21 protein-coding genes are annotated in these 20,095 nt (G+C 73.6%); 11 read left to right on the plus strand and 10 right to left on the minus strand.

Going from position 1 to position 20,095, the window contains the following annotated elements:
• Nucleotides 1–23 precede the first annotated feature (23 nt).
• Genes pdxR through HNR19_RS11985 form a run of 5 tightly spaced genes read left to right on the plus strand, consistent with a single transcriptional unit; the run spans nucleotide 24 to nucleotide 3,217 of the window.
• Nucleotides 24–1,358: a MocR-like pyridoxine biosynthesis transcription factor PdxR gene (gene pdxR, locus HNR19_RS11965; RefSeq protein ID WP_179668126.1), complete on the plus strand. Its 1,335-nt coding sequence runs from the start codon at nucleotides 24–26 to the stop codon at nucleotides 1,356–1,358.
• Nucleotides 1,359–1,391: 33 nt separating this feature from the next.
• Nucleotides 1,392–1,775 (plus strand): ArsR/SmtB family transcription factor, encoded by a 384-nt coding sequence (locus tag HNR19_RS11970; RefSeq protein WP_179668127.1) that lies wholly within the window; start codon nucleotides 1,392–1,394, stop codon nucleotides 1,773–1,775.
• A complete protein-coding gene (locus HNR19_RS11975) occupies nucleotides 1,772–2,281 on the plus strand; it encodes an SRPBCC family protein (RefSeq protein ID WP_179668128.1) in 510 nt (169 codons plus the stop codon). The genes HNR19_RS11970 and HNR19_RS11975 overlap by 4 nt, the downstream gene beginning before the upstream one ends.
• Nucleotides 2,278–2,859 (plus strand): TIGR03086 family metal-binding protein, encoded by a 582-nt coding sequence (locus tag HNR19_RS11980; RefSeq protein WP_179668129.1) that lies wholly within the window; start codon nucleotides 2,278–2,280, stop codon nucleotides 2,857–2,859. Before HNR19_RS11975 ends, HNR19_RS11980 begins: the two co-directional genes overlap by 4 nt.
• A gap of 28 nt (nucleotides 2,860–2,887) precedes the next feature.
• Nucleotides 2,888–3,217 (plus strand): TfoX/Sxy family protein, encoded by a 330-nt coding sequence (locus tag HNR19_RS11985; RefSeq protein WP_179668130.1) that lies wholly within the window; start codon nucleotides 2,888–2,890, stop codon nucleotides 3,215–3,217.
• Between the two features lie 3 nt (nucleotides 3,218–3,220).
• Here HNR19_RS11985 and HNR19_RS11990 read toward each other — a convergent pair whose 3' ends face one another.
• Nucleotides 3,221–3,880: a class F sortase gene (locus HNR19_RS11990; RefSeq protein ID WP_179668131.1), complete on the minus strand. Its 660-nt coding sequence runs from the start codon at nucleotides 3,878–3,880 to the stop codon at nucleotides 3,221–3,223.
• 68 nt (nucleotides 3,881–3,948) lie between these two features.
• On the opposite strand from HNR19_RS11990, the gene HNR19_RS11995 reads away from it, so the two are divergent.
• Nucleotides 3,949–4,521, plus strand: a complete 573-nt coding sequence (locus HNR19_RS11995; RefSeq protein WP_179668132.1) for a 1-acyl-sn-glycerol-3-phosphate acyltransferase — start codon at nucleotides 3,949–3,951, stop codon at nucleotides 4,519–4,521.
• 90 nt (nucleotides 4,522–4,611) lie between these two features.
• Nucleotides 4,612–5,058 (plus strand): methyltransferase domain-containing protein, encoded by a 447-nt coding sequence (locus tag HNR19_RS12000; protein WP_179668133.1) that lies wholly within the window; start codon nucleotides 4,612–4,614, stop codon nucleotides 5,056–5,058.
• Here HNR19_RS12000 and HNR19_RS12005 read toward each other — a convergent pair.
• The 7 genes from HNR19_RS12005 to HNR19_RS12035 all read right to left on the minus strand — a co-directional run bounded on the left by HNR19_RS12005 (nucleotide 5,025) and on the right by HNR19_RS12035 (nucleotide 8,909).
• On the minus strand, nucleotides 5,025–5,396 hold the full coding sequence (locus HNR19_RS12005; RefSeq protein ID WP_179668134.1) for an HNH endonuclease: 372 nt from the start codon (nucleotides 5,394–5,396) through the stop codon (nucleotides 5,025–5,027). The genes HNR19_RS12000 and HNR19_RS12005 overlap by 34 nt on opposite strands.
• A 248-nt stretch (nucleotides 5,397–5,644) precedes the next feature.
• Nucleotides 5,645–6,001: a YciI family protein gene (locus HNR19_RS12010; RefSeq protein WP_179668135.1), complete on the minus strand. Its 357-nt coding sequence runs from the start codon at nucleotides 5,999–6,001 to the stop codon at nucleotides 5,645–5,647.
• Nucleotides 6,002–6,095: 94 nt separating this feature from the next.
• Entirely contained in the window at nucleotides 6,096–6,566 is a 471-nt protein-coding gene (locus HNR19_RS12015; protein WP_218910224.1) for a GNAT family N-acetyltransferase, read from the minus strand.
• A gap of 4 nt (nucleotides 6,567–6,570) precedes the next feature.
• Nucleotides 6,571–7,203 carry a hypothetical protein gene (locus HNR19_RS12020; protein ID WP_179668136.1) on the minus strand — a complete coding sequence of 211 codons (633 nt, stop codon included), beginning with the start codon at nucleotides 7,201–7,203 and terminating at the stop codon, nucleotides 6,571–6,573.
• A 9-nt stretch (nucleotides 7,204–7,212) separates the two neighbouring features.
• Entirely contained in the window at nucleotides 7,213–7,626 is a 414-nt protein-coding gene (locus tag HNR19_RS12025; protein ID WP_179668137.1) for a VOC family protein, read from the minus strand.
• Nucleotides 7,627–7,657: 31 nt separating this feature from the next.
• On the minus strand, nucleotides 7,658–7,942 hold the full coding sequence (locus tag HNR19_RS12030; RefSeq protein ID WP_179668138.1) for an HPr family phosphocarrier protein: 285 nt from the start codon (nucleotides 7,940–7,942) through the stop codon (nucleotides 7,658–7,660).
• A 16-nt stretch (nucleotides 7,943–7,958) separates the two neighbouring features.
• Entirely contained in the window at nucleotides 7,959–8,909 is a 951-nt protein-coding gene (locus HNR19_RS12035) for a hexose kinase (protein ID WP_179668139.1), read from the minus strand.
• Nucleotides 8,910–9,000: 91 nt separating this feature from the next.
• Here HNR19_RS12035 and ptsP point away from each other — a divergent pair, with 91 nt between their 5' ends.
• Nucleotides 9,001–10,674 carry a phosphoenolpyruvate--protein phosphotransferase gene (gene ptsP / locus HNR19_RS12040; protein ID WP_179668140.1) on the plus strand — a complete coding sequence of 558 codons (1,674 nt, stop codon included), beginning with the start codon at nucleotides 9,001–9,003 and terminating at the stop codon, nucleotides 10,672–10,674.
• On the opposite strand, the gene HNR19_RS12045 is transcribed toward ptsP, so the two are convergent.
• Nucleotides 10,671–11,438 carry a DeoR/GlpR family DNA-binding transcription regulator gene (locus HNR19_RS12045; protein ID WP_179668141.1) on the minus strand — a complete coding sequence of 256 codons (768 nt, stop codon included), beginning with the start codon at nucleotides 11,436–11,438 and terminating at the stop codon, nucleotides 10,671–10,673. The genes ptsP and HNR19_RS12045 overlap by 4 nt on opposite strands.
• Nucleotides 11,439–11,460: 22 nt before the next feature.
• A complete protein-coding gene (locus HNR19_RS12050) occupies nucleotides 11,461–12,519 on the minus strand; it encodes a zinc-dependent dehydrogenase (protein ID WP_179668142.1) in 1,059 nt (352 codons plus the stop codon).
• 172 nt (nucleotides 12,520–12,691) lie between these two features.
• Between HNR19_RS12050 and HNR19_RS12055 the strand changes: the two genes are divergently transcribed.
• The 3 genes from HNR19_RS12055 to HNR19_RS12065 are packed head-to-tail and all read left to right on the plus strand — an operon-like array spanning nucleotide 12,692 to nucleotide 20,094.
• Complete coding sequence (locus HNR19_RS12055) at nucleotides 12,692–14,710, plus strand: PTS mannitol transporter subunit IICBA (RefSeq protein WP_179668143.1); 2,019 nt, start codon at nucleotides 12,692–12,694, stop codon at nucleotides 14,708–14,710.
• Nucleotides 14,711–14,762: 52 nt separating this feature from the next.
• On the plus strand, nucleotides 14,763–19,337 hold the full coding sequence (locus HNR19_RS12060) for an ATP-dependent helicase (RefSeq protein ID WP_179668144.1): 4,575 nt from the start codon (nucleotides 14,763–14,765) through the stop codon (nucleotides 19,335–19,337).
• Nucleotides 19,330–20,094, plus strand: a complete 765-nt coding sequence (locus tag HNR19_RS12065) for an Fpg/Nei family DNA glycosylase (RefSeq protein ID WP_179668145.1) — start codon at nucleotides 19,330–19,332, stop codon at nucleotides 20,092–20,094. The genes HNR19_RS12060 and HNR19_RS12065 overlap by 8 nt, the downstream gene beginning before the upstream one ends.
• Nucleotide 20,095 lies beyond the last annotated feature (1 nt).

Raw genomic sequence — 20,095 nt, forward strand, 5'->3', positions numbered from 1 at the left:
ACTTCTGCTCGTGAGGAGCCCCCGTGCGCACGATCCCGGTCCGCCTCGACCGCGACCTCCCCGATCCGTTGGGCGTCCAGCTCTCCGACCGGATCCGCGAGCTGGTGGTCGCCGGCACCCTCACCGAGGGCGACCGGCTGCCGAGCACCCGGGCCCTCGCGGCCGACCTGGGCGTAGCGCGCTCGGTCGCGGAGCAGGCCTACGAGCAGCTCCTCGCCGAGGGGTGGCTGGCCGCTCGCCAGGGCGCCGGCACGTTCGTCGCCTCCGCCGGGACGACCGCGGCCGCCGTACCCATGCGACAGCGGCGACCCGCCAGCCCCGACCTGCACCTCCTCGACACCGGCTCGCCGTGGATCGACCCGCGGCACCGGGCGGGATGGCGGCGGGCGTGGCGCGAGGTGTCGGCGAGCGCGCCGCCGATGGGCTATCCCGACCCGCGCGGGATGCCCGAGCTGCGCGCCGCCCTCGCCGACCGGCTTGCTCGCACCCGCGGCCTCACCGTGGACCCGGACGATGTGCTGCTCACCGCGGGCACCGCCGACGGGCTCCGCCAGCTGCTCCCCCACGTCGCGCCCGGGCCGGTCGGCATCGAGGACCCCGGCTACGGCGCCGCCGTCGCGTGCGCGCGCGCCGCCGGCCGGGAGGTCGTCGACCTGCCCGCGACCGCGCCGCTGCGGGTCGCCGGGCTCGCGGCGGCGTACGTCACGCCCGCGCACCAGCACCCCCTCGGTCACGTGCTCGCCGCGGCCGACCGGGTCGCGCTCCTCGACGCCGCGCGGACCCACGACGTGCTGGTGGTCGAGGACGACTATGACTCCGAGTTCCGCTACGACGTGGCGCCGATCCCGGCGCTCGCGTCGCTCGACCGCGAGCGGGTGGCCTATCTGGGCACCGCGTCGAAGTCGGTCGGGCCGGGGCTGCGACTGGGCTGGGTCGTGCCGCCTCCGGACCTCCTCGACGCCATGGTCGTCCACCGCGAGCGCACCTACGACATGCCGTCGTGGCCGACGCAGCGGGCGCTCCTGGCGCTGCTGCGCGAGGGCTGGGTCGACAAGGTCGTGCGCAGCGCGCGGCGGGTGTACGCCGACCGCGCGCCCCGCGTCGCCGAGGCGCTGGCGCCGTACGGCGAGGCCGCCGGCCCGTCCGCCGGGATGTACTCGTCGTGGCTGATGCCGCCGGACGTGGTCGAGCGCGCACGGGCCGGGGCGCGGGCCGCCGGATTCGAGATCGCTCCCCTCGCGGACTACTGCCGGACCGCCCGCCTCTCGGGCATCGTGCTGGGGTTCGGGGGCGTCACCGACGCCGAGCTCGACCGGGCTCTCGCCGCCGTCGTGCACGGTATTCAATCAAACGGTTGACAAAGGCCGGAACGAGGGCATTTAATCAACCGCATGGTTGAACAAGACCGTCTCTCCCGGGTCTTCGCGGCACTCGCCGACCCGACGCGGCGCGACATGGTCGCCCGGCTGGCCGCGGGTGACGCGACCGTCGGCGAGCTGGCGGCGCCGTACGACGTGTCCCTGCAAGCGGTGTCCAAGCACCTGAAGGTGCTCGAGGACGCCGGGCTGGTGCGGCGCAGCCGCGACGCGCAGCGCCGGCCGGTCCACCTGGAGGCGGAGGTCTTCGACCTGATGACGAAGTGGATCGAGCGCTACCGACGACAGGCGGAGGAGCGCTACCAGCGGCTCGACGCCCTCCTCGCCCGGATGGGCGATGAGGAGGACGGCGTCGAGCAGTCAACACCAACCGACCCCGAGCGAGGAGCAGCATCATGACCAGCACGACCACCAGCACCAGCACCGCCCCCGAGACCGTCATCGAGGCCGACCCCGACCTGCCCACCGTCCGGATCACGCGCTCCTTCGACGCGCCGCTCGAGCGGGTGTGGCGCGCGTGGACCGACCCCGAGCTGGTGAGCCAGTGGATGGGCCCGCGGTCGATCGACATGGAGATCGAGACGTGGGACATGCGCACCGGCGGGTCCTATCGCTACACCGCACGCCGCGACGGCGAGGAGATCGCGCACTTCTACGGCTCAGTCCACCGCGTCGAGGAGCACGCCTACATCACGCAGACGTTCGGGTTCGAGGAGATGCCGGAGGCGGTCGACCTCGAGACCGCGACGTTCCGCGACCTCGGCGACGGCCGCACGGAGGTCGACATCCTGTCGGTCGTGTTCTCCATGGAGGCGCGCGCCGGCATGCTCGCCAGCGGCATGGAGGTCGGCATCAACGAGGGCTACGCCGTCCTCGACGAGATGTTCGCGGACGGCCGGGCATGACCCTGCCGACCGCTCCTGCCGACGAGCACCGCGCGATCGCCGGGGCGTTCACCGAGCGGGTCCGCGGCGTGGCCGACGGGGGCTGGGACGCCCCCTCGCCCGTCGCGGACTGGGTGGCCCGCGACGTCGTGCGCCACCTCGTCGAGTGGTTCCCGGCGTTCCTCGCCGGCGGGTCCGACGTACGGATCGCGCCGGGGCCCTCGGTCGACGACGACCCGGTCGGCGCGTGGACCCACCACGCGGACGCCGTACAGGCGGTGCTCGACGACCCGGCCTCCGCGGGCATGGTCTTCGCGCACCCGCGGCTCCCGGAGCAGCCCCTGCCCGACGCGATCTCGCGGTTCTACACCGCCGACGTCTTCATGCACACCTGGGACCTCGCCCGCGCGACCGGCCAGGACGACCGGCTCGACCGGGACAAGTGCCGGGAGCTCTACGAGGGCATGGCGGCGATGGAGGACGTGCTGCGCTCGAGCGGTCAGTACGGCGCCGCGGTGCCCGTGCCGGACGACGCCGACTGGCAGACGCGGATGATCGGCTTCATCGGCCGCGACCCGCGGTGGGCGCCGCCGGCCTGATGTCGGCGGCGCGCCGTACGGTCGGGTCATGGCGTACGACGAAGCCCTCGCGGAGCGGATCCGCGCGCTGATCGACGACCCGACCCTGGTCGAGAAGAAGATGTTCGGCGGCCTCGGGTTCATGGTCGGCGGCAACATGGCGATCGCCGCCAGCGGCCAGGGCGGCATCATGGTGCGGGTCGACCCGGCCGAAGGCGAGGAGCTGATCGCGACCACTCCCGCCGAGCCGATGGAGATGCGCGGCCGCGCGATGACCGGTTGGCTGCGGGTGGCCACCGACCAGGTCGCGACCGACGACGACCTGCGCGAGTGGGTCGACCGCGGGGTGGCCTACGCCGGGTCGCTGCCGTCGAAGTAGCGGCTACGCGACCGCGCGGGCGAACCAGATCGTGCGGTGGCTCCACTCCCCCGGGCCGGTGCGCTCCCCCGAGCACACGATGATCGCGACCCGGTGCGGGCCGTCGTCCTCGTAGTAGGCGGGGAGCTTCGCGCTCGCCTCGACCTCCATCCGCTGGTCGACGTCGTAGCACTGCCGCTGGCCGCTGCCCGTCAGGATGATCCTGTCGCCCACGTCGAGGCCGTCGAGCAGCCGGTTGCCGGCCGCGCTGCCGTCGGCCCAGGTGTGGGTGTTGAGCAGCACGTTGCCCCGGCGCTCCCCCGGCTGGACGCTCGGCGGCATGTCCCACGCGAACCTCTCCTTGTCGCTGAGCGGGAGCACGCCGGTGACGCCCCGGTCGTCCCGCGGGACGGGCACGACCTCGGCCTCGAGGACGCCGGGGACGACGATGCGCTCGGGCGGGAACGGGCCGATGGCCCGGCAGCGGTCGTCGGGGCCGTCGGTGGGCGTCGGGGGCTGTGGCGAGGAGGTCGCCGACGCGGGCGCCGCGCTCGGCGCCTCGCCGGCGTCGGGGCCTGTGTCCGGCGCGGACTCGTCGCCGGCGGACAGCCACAGGGCGAGCGCGACCGCGGCACAGGCGAGCGCGCCCACCACCGCGGCAGCGATCCGGACGCGGCCGCTCATGCCGGCCCGGTCCCCCGTCGATCCATGCCGCGATCGTACGGCGGGTGTGCCGTCGCTACGCTCCGCTGGTGAGGCTGCGACCCGTCATTGCCCGGACCGTCCTTCGAGCGACCCGCTGGAGGCTCGTGGGCGAGGTGCCGGAGCGAGGGATCCTGGTCGGCGCGCCGCACACCTCCAACTGGGACTGGGTCGCGATGATCCTGATCGCGTGGAGCAACGGCGTGCAGCCGCAGGTGCTGATCAAGCAGTCGTTCTTCAAGGGGCCCGTCGGCACGCTGCTCCGCGCGACGGGCGGCATCCCGCTGGACCGGGCGAACCCGGGTGCGACCATCCGGGCCCTGCTCAAGGAGGCGGAGAGCCACGACTCCTTCCTGCTCGTCATCGCGGCCGAGGGCACGCGCAGCAAGGGCGAGTACTGGAAGCCCGGGTTCTACCGGATCTCCCAGCAGACCGGCCTGCCCGTGACCCTCGGCTTCGTCGACGGCCCGACCCGCACGCTCGGCATGGGCCCGACCTTCCAGCCGTCGGGAGACCTGGTGGCCGACATGAACCGGGTGCGGGAGTTCTACAGCGACAAGCAGGGCATCCGGCCGGAGAACCGGACGGAGCCGCGGCTGCGCGAGGAGGACGACTCGCGCTGACGTTCGGCGCGCCCACCCCCACGCCTCCGCCGCCCCGACGGCGCAAGAACGGTCAGGCGCCGCCCCGGCTGCACATCTAGCGTGCGAGCCATGACGACGCTCTCGCCCCGCCTCGCGGCCATCGTCGAAGCGCTGCCGGTGCGACCGGGCATGCGGGTGATCGAGATCGGAGGCGCGCCCGGCGCCGCGGCCCGCGCGCTGGTGCGGCGCGTGGAGGGGATTCACGTCCTGCTCATCGACCGGTCGGCTCGCGGCATCGCGCTGACCCAGCGCAAGCTCGCCTCGGAGATCGAGGCAGGCATGGTGCGCCTTCGCCACGTCGCGGCCGAGGACTTCGTACTCGACGCGAACGAGCAGCCCTACGACCTCGCGTTCGCCGTCCGGGTCGGGGCCTTCGACGGTCGACATCCTCGCGCCGGCGAACGCGCCCGCGCCCGGATCGCTGCGGCGCTGCGACCGGGAGCACGGTTGCTGGTCGACGGGGGCTCGCCACTGCGCGAGATCTACCCCGCGGACGCTCCCGGTTCGGCAAGCTGAGCCAGCTGCGCCAGATGCGCCCTGATTTCGGCGTACCGCAACAGGAACGCCCGCTCGTCGAGTCTCTTGCGGCGCATCCAGCTGGTGACCTCGTCGTTGCACTTGCTCGCGTTGCAGGAGCGACAGGCCGGCACCACGTTGTCGAGGGTGTAGCGACCGCCGCGCGAGATCGGAAGGACGCAGTCGCGCTGGAGGGCCGGCTCCTCGGCGCCGCAGTAGGCACACGCCGCCCACGCGGTCTGGAGCGCGATCCACTGCTCGTCGGTCAGGTCGTTGACCACCCGGGCGATGCGCACCTTGCGCCGCCGAGCGGCCCGCGCCTTCCGGGTGGTTGCCACGACGGCAGCGTACGGCGTACGGGACCCTGACTGATGGCGGCGCGCTCTTCCCCCGCACGGCCGCGCTCCGGAGGTCGTAGGACTCAGCGTGGTGTATAGGTCACTCTCAGTCCTACGACCGCGACCGGAGGCGTCCTGACGACAACAGCGCGGTTGATCACGGGCATCGGGTGACAGGGATCAACCGCGGAAACACCGAGACGTCGCCCCGCCAGTTAGGCCGCCGCGCTCACGGCCGTCCCGCGACCTCAGCCGACCTCGGGCACCGCCCCGAACTTCCGCACCTCCTGCGGCCAGCCGCACCCTGCGGCGACCTTGCCGGCCCAGTACTTGGCCGTCTCGTCGTCGGGGACGTCGACGACGCAGAAGCCTCCGAGCTGCTCCTTGGTCTCGACGTACGGGCCGTCGGTGACCAGCACCTCGCCGCTGGTCGCGTCCGCGGCGTAGACCGGGCCGTCCTCCTCGAGGCCGCCGCCGAACACCCAGACGCCGGCGGCCTTCATCTCGTTCACGACCGCCATCGAGGGCTCGACCCTCCCTTGGAACCACTCGGCCGGGTGGTCGCCGACCCACTGCTGGTTGAAGTAGATGAGGTACTCGGCCATGACTGCTCCTTTGCTTCCGGGCAGGCCTGATGGCCCACCTTCACCTACGCCACGAACGGTCGCACGCGGATCCGACAGCCTCGCGCGAAAAACTTCACGCCGGATCGACCGCGCGCCACATCCGCACGTGCGGCCCGATCTCCGGGTCCTCCCACTCCTCGCCGATCACCTGGAAGCCGGCCCGCTCGTAGAGCGTCCGCGCCGGCGTCCGCGCGTTGCACCACACCAGTCCGCCGCCGGCGCGCCGTACGTGGTCCAGGGCAGCGGCGAGTACGGCGGAGCCGACCCCGCGGCCGCGCAGCTCGGGAAGCGTCGCCATCCCGCGGATCCGCCACCCGCGCCGAGAGTCGTCGGGCAGGTCGGGGCACGGCTCGGGGAACAGCCCGACGCAGCCGACCACCGCCCCGGCGGCGTCGCGGGCGGCGTACGTCGCGACCTCGGGGTGGTCGTCGCCGGGGACCCGCGCGCTCTCCGGCGGCCCTCCGTTGCGAAGCACCAGGGCGCGCAGCGGATAGGTGTCGGTCACCGGCACCCGCTCGACGACGTACGACAGGGCGTCGCTCACGACGTCACGTCCAGTCCGGGCCGGACCCGCCGACCCGCTCGACCAGGCGCTCCCCGACGTACGCCGCGTTGGCGCGGTGCACCTCCTGCGGGACCAGGGGCAGGTTCTCCTCCCAGTCCAGCAGCGGTGACCCGCGGAACTGGAGGATGCGACGGGGACGCCCGAAGAACATCAGGTGGAGGTGCGCGCCGCCGTCGCCGATGCGGTACTGGTGCGCCCGGCCGACGCTCGGCAGCTCCTCGATGGCCGCCGCGAGCGCAACGAGCAGCCGGCCCATCTCCCCCGCCAGCTCGTCGGTCAGGTCGCCGTAGTCGTGGTGCGCGAGCGGCTCGAGGATCAGGAACACCGGCACCCGCGTCTCGCTCGAGAGCACCACCCGCCACCGCTCGTTGTGCCACGCGACCCCGCCGTGTGATCCGCGGGAGCCGGGGTCGGCGCACCAGCAGTCCTCGGCGCGCTCGCCCCTGCGGTCCGGCTCCTCCTCGCCCAGCGGCTGCAGCGGCTTGATGCGCAGCGAGTCGACCTCGTAGGGATAGATGTCCCAGCCGGGCATCTCCTCGACGGCGACCGGCAGGCGCCCGTCCTCGTCGGTCGCGGCGGCGATGCGGGCGTAGTACTCCTCCGGCGTCTCCAGCACGCGGCGAACCTACGCCACGAAGATGCAGAAGGGGTGGCCCGACGGGTCGGCCAGCACGTAGAGCGGCTCGTCGGCGTCGTCGGTCCGGTCGAGCCGCACAGTCGCGCCCAGCTCCTCGGCCCGGCGACGGTGCCGCTCGAGCTCGTCGCGGTCGGTCACCGTGAAGTCGAGGTGCAGCTGCATCGGTACGTCGTGCTCGGGCCACGTCGTGGGCGTGAGCCGGTCGACGTGCTGGAACGCGAGCTTCCGCGCGCCGCCAGCGTCCACCAGCACCAGCCAGTCCGCGTCGTCGACCTCGCCCTCGCCGGGCGGCACGTCGCCGGGGCGGTAGGACAACCCGAGCAGCTCGCGGTAGAACTCCGCGAGCCCGCGGCAGTCGGTCGTGTCGAGCACGGTGTGCAAGAGCTGGGGGAACTCCGCCATGCCTCGGACCCTACGCCGGTGGGGCGAGGGATCAGACGGCCGTGACCCCCGGTGCGTCCTCCGCATCGAGGTCCTGAGCGACGAGCGCGGCGATCGCGTCGACGTCCGCCTCGACCTCGCCGGACACCTCCACGGTCGCTCCGTTGCCCGCGCCGAGCGTCATGATCATCAGCGACGAGCTCGCGTCGACCGGGACTCCCCCAGGCAGCCCGATCAGCACCTCGGAGCCCAGGTCGAGCGCGGCCTGCGAGATCAGCGCGGCGGGGCGGGCGTGCAGGCCGACGGCGGACCCGACGACGACGGACTTGGTGGGCATGGGTTCCTCCAGGGGTTCAGACGGGATCGAGCTGGCGAACGAGGACGTCGGCGACCCGGACGTCGTCCGGGGTGGGCACGGTCGTGCCGGGCAGTCCGGCTGCGGCGCTGCCGTAGGCCACGGCCGAGGCGAGGCGCTCGGGGGCGGGCAGCCCGAGCAGGTCGGCGTGCAGGTAGCCGAACATGCTGGCGTCGCCGGCGCCGACCGTGCTGACCACGCGGGTGGCGGGCGGCTGCGCGTGCCACGCCCCCGAACCGTCCACCAGTACGGCGCCGCCGGGCCCCAGCGTCGCGAGCACGGCGCCGGCGCCGCGGTCGACCAGGGACTGCGCGGCGACGGCGGTCAGGCGGGGGTCTGCCTCGAGCTTCGCGGGGTCCTCGCCGGTCACGGAGGCGAGCTCCTCCGCGTTGGGCTTGATCAGGGACGGGGCGGCAGCAGGCGTGAGCGCGGCGACGACCGCGTCGAGCGCGGCGCCGCTGGTGTCGACCGCCACGGCCCAACCGGCCGAGCGGAGCCGGGAGGCGAGCCCGGCGTACCAGTCGTCCGGCGCTCCCGGCGGCAGAGACCCCGCGAGCACTGCCCACCCGCCGGCGGGGCGTGCGAGCACGGCGTCCGCGAGCGCCTCGAGCTCGTCGGGCGAGGTGTCGGCGCCGAAGGCGTTGAGCTTCGTCGTGGTGCCGTCGGGCTCGCTGATCGTCAGGTTCACCCGCATCGACCCGGCGTGCGGAACGACCAGGCAGGGGACGCCGAGCCGCTCCAGGTCACGGACGAAGCCGTCGCCGGACACCGCGGGCAGCACCGCGAGGGTCGGCACCCCGGCCGCGAGGCACGCACGGGAGATGTTCACGCCCTTGCCGCCGGGCTCGTCGACGTGCGAGGCCACCCGGTGCACGGCACCCCGCGTCAGTGGGCCGGGCAGGGCGACGGTGCGGTCGATGCTCGGGTTGGGCGTGACGGTGACGATCACTTCCGACCTCCTGGAGCACGCGATCTGTGTTTGTGTTGTTCTATGCCCGTTTCTGTTGCTTGTCAAGGCTTTCTCGGCCTACGGTGTGACCATGGTCACCAGCATCCAGGGCACGCCCGTCGTCGCAGGCATCGCCGTCGGCCCCGCGCTCGTCGCGGTCACGGCCGTCTCCCCCGAGGCCGTCGAGAGGTACGGCGACGGGGGCTTCGCCGATGCCCACGCGGCGCTCGCGGCGTACGACGAAGCGGCGGCCGCCGTGGCGGCCGGCTTCACCCGCAAGGCCGGCCTGGCCAGCGGCGCGACCGCCGAGGTGCTCACGGCGAGCGCCGCCCTCGCCACCGATCGCGGGCTCCGCGCCACGGTCCAGAAGCAGCTCGACGGCGGCGACATCCTCCCCGTCGCACTCGCCCACGCGGTCGACCACTTCGTCGACCTCTTCACCAGCATGGGCGGCCTGATGGCCGAGCGGGCGACCGACCTCCGCGACGTCCAGAGCAGGCTCCTTGCGCACCTCGTCGGGGAGCCGGAGCCGGGGGTGCCCGTCCCCGACCGGCCGAGCGTGCTGGTCGCCCCCGACCTCGCCCCCGCCGACACGGCGACGCTCGACCCCACGCTGATCCTCGCTCTCGTGACCGAGCGGGGCGGACCCACCAGCCACACCGCGATCATCGCCCGCCAGCTCGGCATCCCCTGCGTCGTGGGAGCCGCCGGCGCCGCTGGCGTCGCGGCGGGCACGCTCCTGCTCGTCGACGGCGCGACCGGCGTGATCGAGGTCGATCCCGACCCGGTCGCCGCAGGCGAGCGCGCGGAGACGGACCGCTCGGCGCGTGCCGCGGTCGCGACCTGGGCGGGCCCCGGCCGCACCGCCGACGGCACCGACGTGAAGCTCCTCGCCAACATCGCCGACGGCGCGTCGGCCGCCGCTGCCGCGAAGGAGCCCGTCGACGGCGTGGGCCTGTTCCGCACCGAGCTCTGCTTCCTCAACCGCGACCGCGAGCCCAGCGTCGACGAGCAGGCCGACATCTATGCCGAGGCGCTGGCGCCGTACGCCGACGGGCGCCACGTCGTCGTGCGCACCCTCGATGCCGGCTCGGACAAGCCGATCAGCTTCGCGACCCATCCCGACGAGGAGAACCCGGCGCTCGGCGTGCGGGGCCTGCGTCTCTCCTTCGCCGACCCCGGCCTGCTGCACCGGCAGCTCGACGCGATCACGATCGCGGCCGAGCGCACCGGGGCGGAGACCTGGGTGATGGCGCCGATGGTGGCCACCACCGCCGAGGCGCGGGACTTCGCCACCGCGGTGCGCGGACGAGGCCTGCGGGCCGGCGTGATGGTCGAGGTTCCGAGCGCCGCCCTGCTCGCCGAGCAGATGCTGGCCGAGGTGGACTTCCTGTCGATCGGCACCAACGACCTCACGCAGTACACGATGGCCGCTGACCGGATGGCCACCGACCTCGCTCACCTCACCGACCCGTGGCAGCCGGCCGTCCTGCACCTGGTCGCGATGACCGCGCGCGCGGGTGCCGAGGCGGGCAAGCCGGTCGGCGTGTGCGGCGAGGCGGCAGCAGACCCGCTGCTGGCGGCCGTCCTCGTCGGGCTGGGCGTCACCTCGCTCTCCATGGCCGCCGCCGCGGTGCGTCCGGTCGGCGCGGCGCTCGGTGCCGTCACGGTCACCCAGTGCGAGGAGATGGCGGCAGCGGCGCTCGCGGCCACCGATCCCGTCGGAGCGCGTGCCGCCGCACGCGCCGCACGCGATCGCGACTAGGCGACCACGACCTCGATCCCTGCGCGCTCGAGCGCGGCGCGCACCTCGGCGTCGATGCCGCTGTCGGTGACGAGCACGTCGAGCTGCTCGATGGTCGCGAACCGCACCGGACTCTCCACACCGACCTTGGACGAGTCGGCCAGCACGACCACGCGGCGCGCACCGGCGACCATCGCGCGCTTGACCGCGGCCTCCTCGGCGTCGGGCGTCGACAGGCCGTGGTCGAGCGTCAGCCCGTTGGTGCCGAGGAAGGCGACGTCGGCGCGCAGGTCGCCCAGCGCGGCGACGGTCTCGGCGCCGACGGCCGCGTGGGTGGTGGCGCGCACCCGCCCGGGGAGCAGGTGCAGGTCGAGGTGCCCCCGGGGCGCCAGACGGGCTGCGATCGGCACGGCGTGCGTCGTGACCACCAGGTGCAGGTCGGTCGGCAGCGCGGCCGCGAACCGCGACGTCGTCGTGCCGGCGTCGATCAGCACGAGGGCGCCCGTGGTCGGGAGCTGGGCGAGCGCTGCCTGCGCGATCCGCTCCTTCTCCTCGGCGTGCGCGACGTCGCGGTCGCCCAGTGCCGTGTCGATCACGGCGAGGCGTTCGGCGGCGACCGCGCCGCCGTGGACCCGGCGGACCAGGCCGATCTGCTCGAGCGCCGACAGGTCCCGGCGCACCGTCTCGGTGGTGACCGTGAACCGGGCCGCGAGGTCGTTGACGGACCACCGCCCGGTCTCGGTCACCAGCTGCGCTATCGCCTGCTGGCGCTCCTCGGCGTACATGGTGGCTGTCCTATCACGGTCGTCACGGCTCCACGGTCACCTTGATGGCCGCGCCCTTCTCGACGATGGCGAACGCGTCGAGCACCCGCTCCAGCGGGACGTGCTCGGTGATCAGGTCGGCGACCGGCACCTGCCCGGTCGCGATGTAGTCGAGGGCGCGCTTGTTGTGCTCGGGCGCCGAACCGTTGGCACCGTGGATGTGCAGCTGGCGGTAGTGGACGACGTTGGAGTCGCAGGTGATCGTGGGGTTGGTCTTCGGCAGCCCGCCGAAGAACGAGATCCGGCCGTTCCGCGCGGCCATCGCGATCGCCTGCTCCTGGGTCACGTTGGCCGCGGTCGCGGTGATCACGACGTCGGCCCCGCGCCCGTCGGTCAGCTCCATCACCCGGTCGACGACGTCGACCTTCGAGCCGTCGATCAGCTCGTCGGGGTGCACGGCCTCGGCGGACATCGCGAGGCGGTCGGCGTTGACGTCGACGAGGAAGACCCGCCCCGCCCCGTGCACGCCGCGCGCGAGCCGGATGTGCATGCACCCGATCGGGCCGGCGCCGAACACGACGACGGTGTCGCCCTCCTCGATGCCGAGCAGCTCCTGTGCGTTGATCGCGCACGCGAGCGGCTCGGCGGCCGAGGCGGCATCGAAGCCGACGGCGTCGGGGATCCGGTTGAGGCCGTCGACCTTGAGGACCTGGCGGGGCACGATCATGTACTCGGCGAAGCCGCCGTCGTACTGGTAGCCCACCGACGTCTGGTTCTGGCAGACCGCCATCCAGCCCTTGCGGCACTCGTGGCACTCGCCGCACGGGACCGCCGCGATCACCTGGGCCCGGTCGCCGACGGACCAGGAGGAGCCGTACGTCGCGTTGACCTCCGCGCCGACCTCGACCACCTCGCCCGCGATCTCGTGGCCGGTGATCCGGGGCGGGGTGAGGTTCTGGTGGCCGTTGTGGAGGATCTTCACGTCGGTGCCGCACGTGGAGCAGTTGCGCACCTTGAGCTTGATCTCGTCGGGCCCGCAGACCGGCTCGGGCACCTCCTCGACGCGGACGTCCTCCGGTGCGTAGAAGCGCAGGGCCTTCATCATGTCCTCCCAGGGGTGGCTCCGAGTGATGGCCGCAGCGTACCGGAAATCAGTGGCTTCGTCTTCACTCATGTTGGTTTCAGACTCTTGACGAGCGGTTTCGGGGGCGATACAAAGACATTCACAGATTCATGTGATGCCAGTCACTCCCCGTTCGCTGGAGGTTCCGCCCATGTCCACGACCCACGCGACCACGACCCGGAGCGGGCTCCGCGTCCACGTCCAGCGCTTCGGCACGTTCCTCTCCAACATGGTGCTGCCGAACATCGGGGCGTTCATCGCGTGGGGCCTGATCACCGCCCTGTTCATCCAGGCCGGCTGGATCACCCTCATCGGCGACAAGTGGTTCGGCTACCCGCCCGGCCTCGAGGAAGGCCAGTACGACTACGGCTTCGTCTCCGCGCTCGGCGGCTGGGACGCGGACGGCGGCGGGATCGTCGGCCCGATGATCACCTACCTCCTGCCGATCCTGATCGGCTACACCGGCGGCCGGATGATGTACAACGACTCGATCCGCGGCGGCGTCGTCGGCGCGATAGCGACGATGGGCGCCGTCGCCGGTGCCGAGGTGCCGATGTTCCTCGGCGCGATGGTGATGGGCCCGCTCGGCGGCTGGTCGATGAAGAAGATCGACGCCCTGTGGGACGGCAAGATCCGGCCCGGCTTCGAGATGCTCGTCAACAACTTCGCCGCCGGCATCTGGGGCATGATCCTCGCGATCGGCGGCTTCCTGGTCGCCGGCCCGTTCGTCGAGGCGTTCTCCAACGTGGCTGAGGACGTCGTCGACTTCCTCGTCGACAACAGCCTGATGCCGCTGACCTCGATCTTCGTCGAGCCGGCCAAGGTCCTCTTCCTCAACAACGCGATCAACCACGGCGTGTTCACCCCGCTCGGCACCACCGAGGCGGCGGAGGAGGGCAAGTCGCTGCTGTTCCTCGTCGAGGCGAACCCCGGACCCGGCCTCGGCCTGCTGCTCGCGTTCATGATCTTCGGCAAGGGCGTCGCCAAGGCCTCCGCCCCGGGCGCCGCGCTGATCCACTTCGTCGGAGGCATCCACGAGATCTACTTCCCGTACGTCCTCATGAAGCCGAAGCTGATCCTGGCGATGATCGCCGGCGGCATGACCGGCGTGGCCACCAACCTGATCTTCGACTCCGGCCTCCGCGCGCCCGCCGCTCCCGGCTCGATCATCGCGGTCTGGCTCCAGTCACCGGCCGGCAGCATCGTCGGGGTCACCCTCTCGGTCGTGCTCGCCGCGGCGGTGTCGTTCCTCGTCGCCGCGTTCCTGCTCAAGACCGACCGTGCCGCCGACGAGGGCGACCTGGCGGGGGCGACCGCCAGCATGGAGTCGATGAAGGGCAAGCGGTCGATCGCCTCGACCGCGCTCGCCGGGTCCACCCGCGGGGGCCCGATCCGCTCGATCGTGTTCGCGTGCGACGCGGGCATGGGCTCGTCCGCGATGGGTGCCTCGGTCCTGCGGAAGAAGGTCCACGGCGCCGGCTTCACCGACGTGACCGTGGTCAACAAGGCCATCTCGAACCTGCGTGACGACGTCGACCTCGTCGTCACCCACCAGGACCTGACCGACCGCGCACGCCGGTCCACTCCCTCGGCCGTCCACGTCTCCGTCGAGAACTTCATGAACAGCCCGAGGTACGACGAGATCGTCGCCCTCGTGCGCGAGCGGAGCGAGCCAGGGGCTGACGCAGCTCCGGCTCCTGCGCCGGCGCCGGCCTCCGATGACTCCCCGGCGGGCCAACCGATCCTCGCCGCCTCGTCGGTGGTGCTCGACGCGACCGGCACCCGCGACGACGCGATCACGACGGCCGGTGAGCTGCTCGTGGCGGCAGGCGCGGTCGACGCGTCGTACGTCGCCTCCATGCACGCGCGCGAGAAGTCCGTGTCGACCTACATGGGCAACCGCCTGGCGCTGCCTCACGGCACCAACGAGGCCAAGCCGAGCATCCGTCGTACGGCGCTGTCGTTCGTCCGCTACCCGGCCGGCGTCGACTGGAACGGGAAGGACGTCACGTTCGTCGTCGGCGTCGCCGCGGCCGGTGACGACCACCTCAGGGTGCTCGCCCGCATCGCCGAGGTCTTCGCCGACGAGCAGCAGGTCGCCCGTCTCGAGGCCGCGACGTCCGCCGAGGAGGTGCTGGGCGTGCTCGGGGCCGCCGCGCAGCCCGCCTGACCGGGCTCCGCCGTGGGGCGGCGCTGTCGGCGCGGTGCGCAAGACTGTCCCGGTGGCAGACCAGTCCGATCCGCTGAGCTCCTTCAGCGAGGCGACGCGCGCGTGGTTCCGCGCCGCGTTCGCGGAGCCGACGGCCGCCCAGGCAGGCGCCTGGGCGGCGATCGGCGCGGGTCGCCACAGCCTGGTCGTCGCCCCCACCGGGTCCGGCAAGACGCTCAGCGCGTTCCTCGCCGCCATCGACCGGCTGCTCACCACGCCGGCGCCCGACGACAAGCGCCGGCGCACCCGCGTCCTCTACGTCTCGCCGCTGAAGGCCCTCGCCGTCGACGTCGAACGCAACCTGCGGGCGCCGCTCACCGGCATCCGGCACACCGCCGACCGCCTGTCCCTGCCGCCGCTCCCCGAGGTCAGTGTCGGCATCCGATCGGGTGACACGTCGGCGAGCGACCGTCGCAAGCTCCAGACCCGGCCGCCCGACATCCTGATCACCACGCCCGAGTCGCTGTTCCTGATGCTGACCAGCCAGGCGCGCGAGACCCTGCGCAGCGTCGAGACGGTCATCGTCGACGAGGTGCACGCCGTCGCAGGCACCAAGCGCGGCGCCCACCTCGCGGTGAGCCTCGAACGGCTCGACGCGCTCCTCCCCGAGCCCGCCCAACGGATCGGGCTGTCGGCGACGGTCCGACCGACCGAGGAGGTCGCCCGGTTCCTCGGCGGCGCCGCTCCGGTCGACATCGTCGCCCCGCCCGCCCACAAGGAGTGGGACCTGCAGGTGGTCGTCCCGGTCGAGGACATGAGCCAGCCCGACGCAGGACTCCCCGAGGTGGAGGACTACGACGACTTCGGCGAGTCGCGGGAGCGACGCAACCAGAGCATCTGGCCGCACGTCGAGGAGCGGGTGGCCGACCTGATCCGCGCCCACCGCAGCACCATCGTGTTCACCAACGGTCGCCGCGGCGCCGAGCGACTGACGGCCCGCCTCAACGAGATCGCCGCGGGCGTCACCGCCGACGGCGTGCCGGAGGTTGAGGTGCGAGCGAAGCGAGCCTCGAAACCGCCGGCGCAGGTCATGGCGCAGTCCGGCGCCAGCGCCGGCGCGTCGCCCCTGCTCGCCCGCACCCACCACGGCTCGGTCTCCAAGGAGCAGCGCGCGCTGGTCGAGGACGACCTCAAGTCCGGCCGGCTACCGGCCGTCGTCGCCACCAGCAGCCTCGAGCTCGGCATCGACATGGGCGCGGTCGACCAGGTCGTGCAGATCGCGTCCCCGCCGAGCGTCGCCAGCGCCCTCCAGCGGGTCGGCCGCGCCGGCCACCAGGTCGGCGAGACGTCGAAGGGCGTGTTCTTCCCCCAGCACCGCGGCGACCTCGCCCCCGCCGCCGTGTCCGTCTCACGGATGCGCACCGGTGGCATCGAGTCGCTGCGGGTGCCCGCCAACCCCCTCGACGTGCTCGCCCAGCAGGTCGTCGCCGCCGCGGCCGTCGACGAGTGGAGCGTCGACGAGCTCTACGACGTCGTGCGGCGCGCGGCGCCGTACTCCCAGCTCCCCAGGTCGGCCTTCGACGCCACCCTCGACCTGCTCGCCGGCCGCTACCCCAGCGACGAGTTCGCCGAGCTCCGCCCGCGGATCACCTGGGACAGGGTGACCGGCCGGATCTCCGGCCGGCCCGGCGCCCAGCGGCTGGCGGTCACCAGCGGCGGCACCATCCCCGACCGCGGGCTCTTCGGCGTGTTCCTCGTCGGCGAGGGCTCCAACCGGAGAGTCGGCGAGCTCGACGAGGAGATGGTCTACGAGAGCCGGGTCGGCGACGTCTTCGCGCTCGGCGCGACCAGCTGGCGGATCGAGGACATCACCCACGACCGGGTGCTGGTGACGCCCGCCCCGGGCGTCCCCGGGCGGCTGCCGTTCTGGAAGGGCGACAACGTCGGCCGCCCCGCCGAGCTCGGCCAGGCGATCGGCGCCTTCACCCGCGAGCTCTCCGCGCTGCCCGACCCGACCGCGCTCGACCAGGCCCGGGCCGAGGGTCTCGACGACAACGCCGCCACCAACCTGGTCGGCTACCTCCGCGAGCAGGTCGACGCCACCCGGTTCCTCCCCTCCGACCAGACGCTCCTGCTGGAGCGGTTCCGCGACGAGCTGGGCGACTGGCGGCTGGTGCTCCACTCGCCCTACGGCACCGCCGTCCACGCCCCCTGGGCGTTGGCGATCAACGCCCGACTGCGCGAGCGCTACGGCATCGACGGGCAGGCGATGGCCTCCGACGACGGCATCGTCATCCGGTTCCCCGACACCGATGCCGAGCCTCCGTCCGCCGAGCTGGTGGTCTTCGAGCCCGACGAGATCGACGAGATCGTCACCCGTGAGGTCGGCGGGTCCGCGCTGTTCGCCGCCAGGTTCCGCGAGTGCGCGGCCCGGGCGCTCCTGCTCCCCCGCCGCGACCCCGGCCGCCGGTCGCCGCTGTGGCAGCAGCGCCAGCGGGCGGCGTCGTTGCTCGAGGTCGCCGCGCGCTACCCGTCGTTCCCGATCCTGCTCGAGACGGTCCGCGAGTGCCTCAACGACGTCTACGACCTGCCCGCGCTGACCGGCCTGCTGCAGCGCATCGAGCGCCGCGAGGTCACGGTCACCGACGTCGAGACCCCGCAGCCCTCCCCCTACGCCCGCACCCTCCTCTTCGGCTACGTCGCCCAGTTCGTCTACGAGGGCGACTCCCCCATCGCCGAGCGCCGCGCCGCCGCGCTCACCCTCGACCAGGGCCTTCTCGCCGAGCTGCTCGGCCGCGCCGAGCTGCGCGAGCTGCTCGACCCCGACGTGCTCGCCGAGGTCGAGGCCGAGCTCCAGCGCACCGCCGACGACCGCCGCGCGCGGGGCGCCGAGGGCGTCGCCGACCTGCTCCGGCTGCTCGGCCCGCTCACCGACGCCGAGGTCGCGGAGCGCTCCGTCGACGACCCCACCGAGTGGCTGGCCGGGCTCGCCGCGCAGCGCCGCGCGGTCGAGGTGCGGATGCCGTACGGCGCCGCGTGGGCCGCCGTCGAGGACGTCGGGCGGCTCCGCGACGGGCTCGGCACCCCCGTCCCGCCCGGTACGCCGGCGGTGTTCACCGAGCCGGTCGACGACCCGCTCGCCGACCTCGTCGGCCGCTACGCCCGCACCCACGGGCCGTTCACCACCGCCGACGTCGCCGCGCGGCTCGGGCTCGGCCCGGCCGTCGTACGCCACACGCTCCAACGGCTCGAGGCCCAGGGCCGGGTGCTGACCGGCGAGTTCCGGCCCACCGGCGTCGGCGAGGAGTGGTGCGACGCCGAGGTGCTCCGCCGGCTCCGCCGGCGGTCGCTGGCCAAGCTCCGCCACGAGATCGAGCCGGTCGAGCCGACCGCCCTGGCGCGGTTCGGCGCCGCGTGGCAGCACATCGAGGGCAAGGGCCTGCGAGGGATCGACGGCGTGGTCCGGGTCGTCGAGCAGCTCGCCGGAGCGCCGCTGCCCGCCAGCGCGATCGAGACCCTGGTCCTGCCGGCGCGCGTCCGCGACTACGAGCCGGCCCACCTCGACGAGCTCACCGCCACCGGTGAGGTCGTGTGGGCGGGCCACGGCGCGCTCCCGGGCGCCGACGGCTGGGTCTCGCTCCACCTGGCCGACCAGGCGCCGCTCACCCTGCCCGAGCCCACCGACCACGAGCCCGACGAGCTCCAGCAGCGGGTGCTCGACGCCCTGGCGCCGGGCGGCGCGTGGTTCTTCCGCCAGCTCTCCGACTCGCTCGCGCTCACCGACGACGCCGCGCTGAGCACCGCACTCTGGGGACTGGTCTGGTCGGGGCGGGTCACCAACGACACGCTCGCCCCTCTCCGCGCCCTCACCAGCACCGGCCGGCCGGCGCACCGGGCGCGGCGTGCCCCTCCCCGCCCCGGACGGGTCGCCCGCTCCGGCCCGCCCGAGACCGCCGGCCGCTGGGCACTGCTTCCCGCCGTCGAGGACGACGCCACCCGGCGCGCCCACGCGACCGCCGAGCGGCTCCTCGACCGCCACGGCGTCGTCACGCGCGGCGCCGTCGTCGCCGAGCGGGTCCCGGGCGGCTTCGCGGCCGTCTACCGCGTGCTGTCACGCTTCGAGGAGGCCGGCCGCTGCCGCCGCGGCTACTTCGTCGAGGGGCTCGGCGCGTCCCAGTTCGGTACGGCGGGCGCGGTCGACCGGCTGCGCACGTTCGCCCAGGTGGCGGGGGGCAGCGACGACAAGCCGGCGGCGATCGCGCTGGCCGCCACCGACCCCGCCAACCCCTACGGCGCCGCGCTCCCCTGGCCCGCGCTCGCGGAGGACGCCGGCGGCCACCGGCCGGGCCGCAAGGCGGGCGCCCTCGTCGTCCTGGTCGACGGTCGGCTGGTGCTCTACGTCGAGCGCGGCGGCCGCACCCTGCTCACCTGGTCCGACGACCCCGACCATCTCGGCCCGGCCGCCGAGGCGCTCTCCACCGCGGTCCGGCGCGGCACGCTCGGCCGGCTCACCGTCGAGAAGGCCGACGGCGCCCCGCTGCTCGGCGCCGGCCCCTCGCCGCTGCGCGAGGCGCTCGACGCCGCCGGGTTCGTGGCCACCCCGCGCGGCCTGCGGATCCTCGGCGACCGAGCCCAGTACCGTGCCTGAAGGTGACGCGGTCTATCTCACCGCCCGGCGCCTCGACCGCGCGCTGGCCGGCCGCACGCTGACCGCGACCGACTTCCGGTGGCCGTCGCTCGCCACGGTCGACCTCGCAGGCGCGGCCGTGCGCGGCACCGGCACCCACGGCAAGCACCTGCTCACCCGGCTCGACCACGAGGGTCAGGCGCTCACGCTGCACACGCACCTGAAGATGGAGGGCACCTGGCGGGTGGTGCGGCGGGGCGATCGCTGGCCGAAGCCGGCCCACACCGCGCGGGTGGTGCTGCGCACCGAGCCGGGCGAGGCGGTCGGCTTCTCCCTGGGTCTGGTCGAGCTGCTGCCGACGGCCGACGAGCACAGCGTCGTCGGCCACCTCGGGCCCGACCTGCTGGCCGACGACTGGGACGTCGGCGAGGTCGTCGGCCGGCTCACGGCCGATCCCGACCGGGTGCTGGGTGAGACCCTCCTCGACCAGACCGTGGTCGCCGGCATCGGCACGATCTACCTCGCGGAGACCTGCTTCCTGCACGGGGTGCACCCGATGGCGCGGGTCGGTGACGTGCGCGACCCCGAGCGCCTGCTCGAGCGGGCCCGGCGCCTGCTGAAGGCCGGGGTGAGCGCGGGCCGTCCGCCCCAGCAGGTCTATCGCCGGCAGCGACGCGCCTGCCCGCGCTGCGGCACGACGGTGGTGGCCGGCGAGGTGGGCCCGCCCGGCCAGCAGCGGACGACGTACTGGTGCCCGTCGTGCCAGCCTGAGAAGTGAC

Origin of the sequence: Nocardioides thalensis (assembly GCF_013410655.1) — a bacterium.
Taxonomy (GTDB): domain Bacteria; phylum Actinomycetota; class Actinomycetes; order Propionibacteriales; family Nocardioidaceae; genus Nocardioides; species Nocardioides thalensis.

Excerpts from the sequence above, each read along its gene's own strand:
- HNR19_RS12045 (WP_179668141.1), bottom strand. The coding sequence starts at position 11,438 with ATGTACGCCGAGGAGCGCCAGCAGGCGATAGCGCAGCTGGTGACCGAG.
- HNR19_RS12050 (WP_179668142.1), bottom strand. The coding sequence starts at position 12,519 with ATGAAGGCCCTGCGCTTCTACGCACCGGAGGACGTCCGCGTCGAGGAG.
- ptsP (WP_179668140.1), top strand. The coding sequence starts at position 9,001 with ATGGTCACCAGCATCCAGGGCACGCCCGTCGTCGCAGGCATCGCCGTC.
- HNR19_RS11970 (WP_179668127.1), top strand. The coding sequence starts at position 1,392 with ATGGTTGAACAAGACCGTCTCTCCCGGGTCTTCGCGGCACTCGCCGAC.
- HNR19_RS12055 (WP_179668143.1), top strand. The coding sequence starts at position 12,692 with ATGTCCACGACCCACGCGACCACGACCCGGAGCGGGCTCCGCGTCCAC.
- HNR19_RS12010 (WP_179668135.1), bottom strand. The coding sequence starts at position 6,001 with ATGGCCGAGTACCTCATCTACTTCAACCAGCAGTGGGTCGGCGACCAC.
- HNR19_RS12025 (WP_179668137.1), bottom strand. The coding sequence starts at position 7,626 with ATGGCGGAGTTCCCCCAGCTCTTGCACACCGTGCTCGACACGACCGAC.
- HNR19_RS11990 (WP_179668131.1), bottom strand. The coding sequence starts at position 3,880 with ATGAGCGGCCGCGTCCGGATCGCTGCCGCGGTGGTGGGCGCGCTCGCC.
- HNR19_RS11980 (WP_179668129.1), top strand. The coding sequence starts at position 2,278 with ATGACCCTGCCGACCGCTCCTGCCGACGAGCACCGCGCGATCGCCGGG.
- HNR19_RS12000 (WP_179668133.1), top strand. The coding sequence starts at position 4,612 with ATGACGACGCTCTCGCCCCGCCTCGCGGCCATCGTCGAAGCGCTGCCG.
- HNR19_RS11975 (WP_179668128.1), top strand. The coding sequence starts at position 1,772 with ATGACCAGCACGACCACCAGCACCAGCACCGCCCCCGAGACCGTCATC.
- HNR19_RS12030 (WP_179668138.1), bottom strand. The coding sequence starts at position 7,942 with ATGCCCACCAAGTCCGTCGTCGTCGGGTCCGCCGTCGGCCTGCACGCC.
- HNR19_RS11985 (WP_179668130.1), top strand. The coding sequence starts at position 2,888 with ATGGCGTACGACGAAGCCCTCGCGGAGCGGATCCGCGCGCTGATCGAC.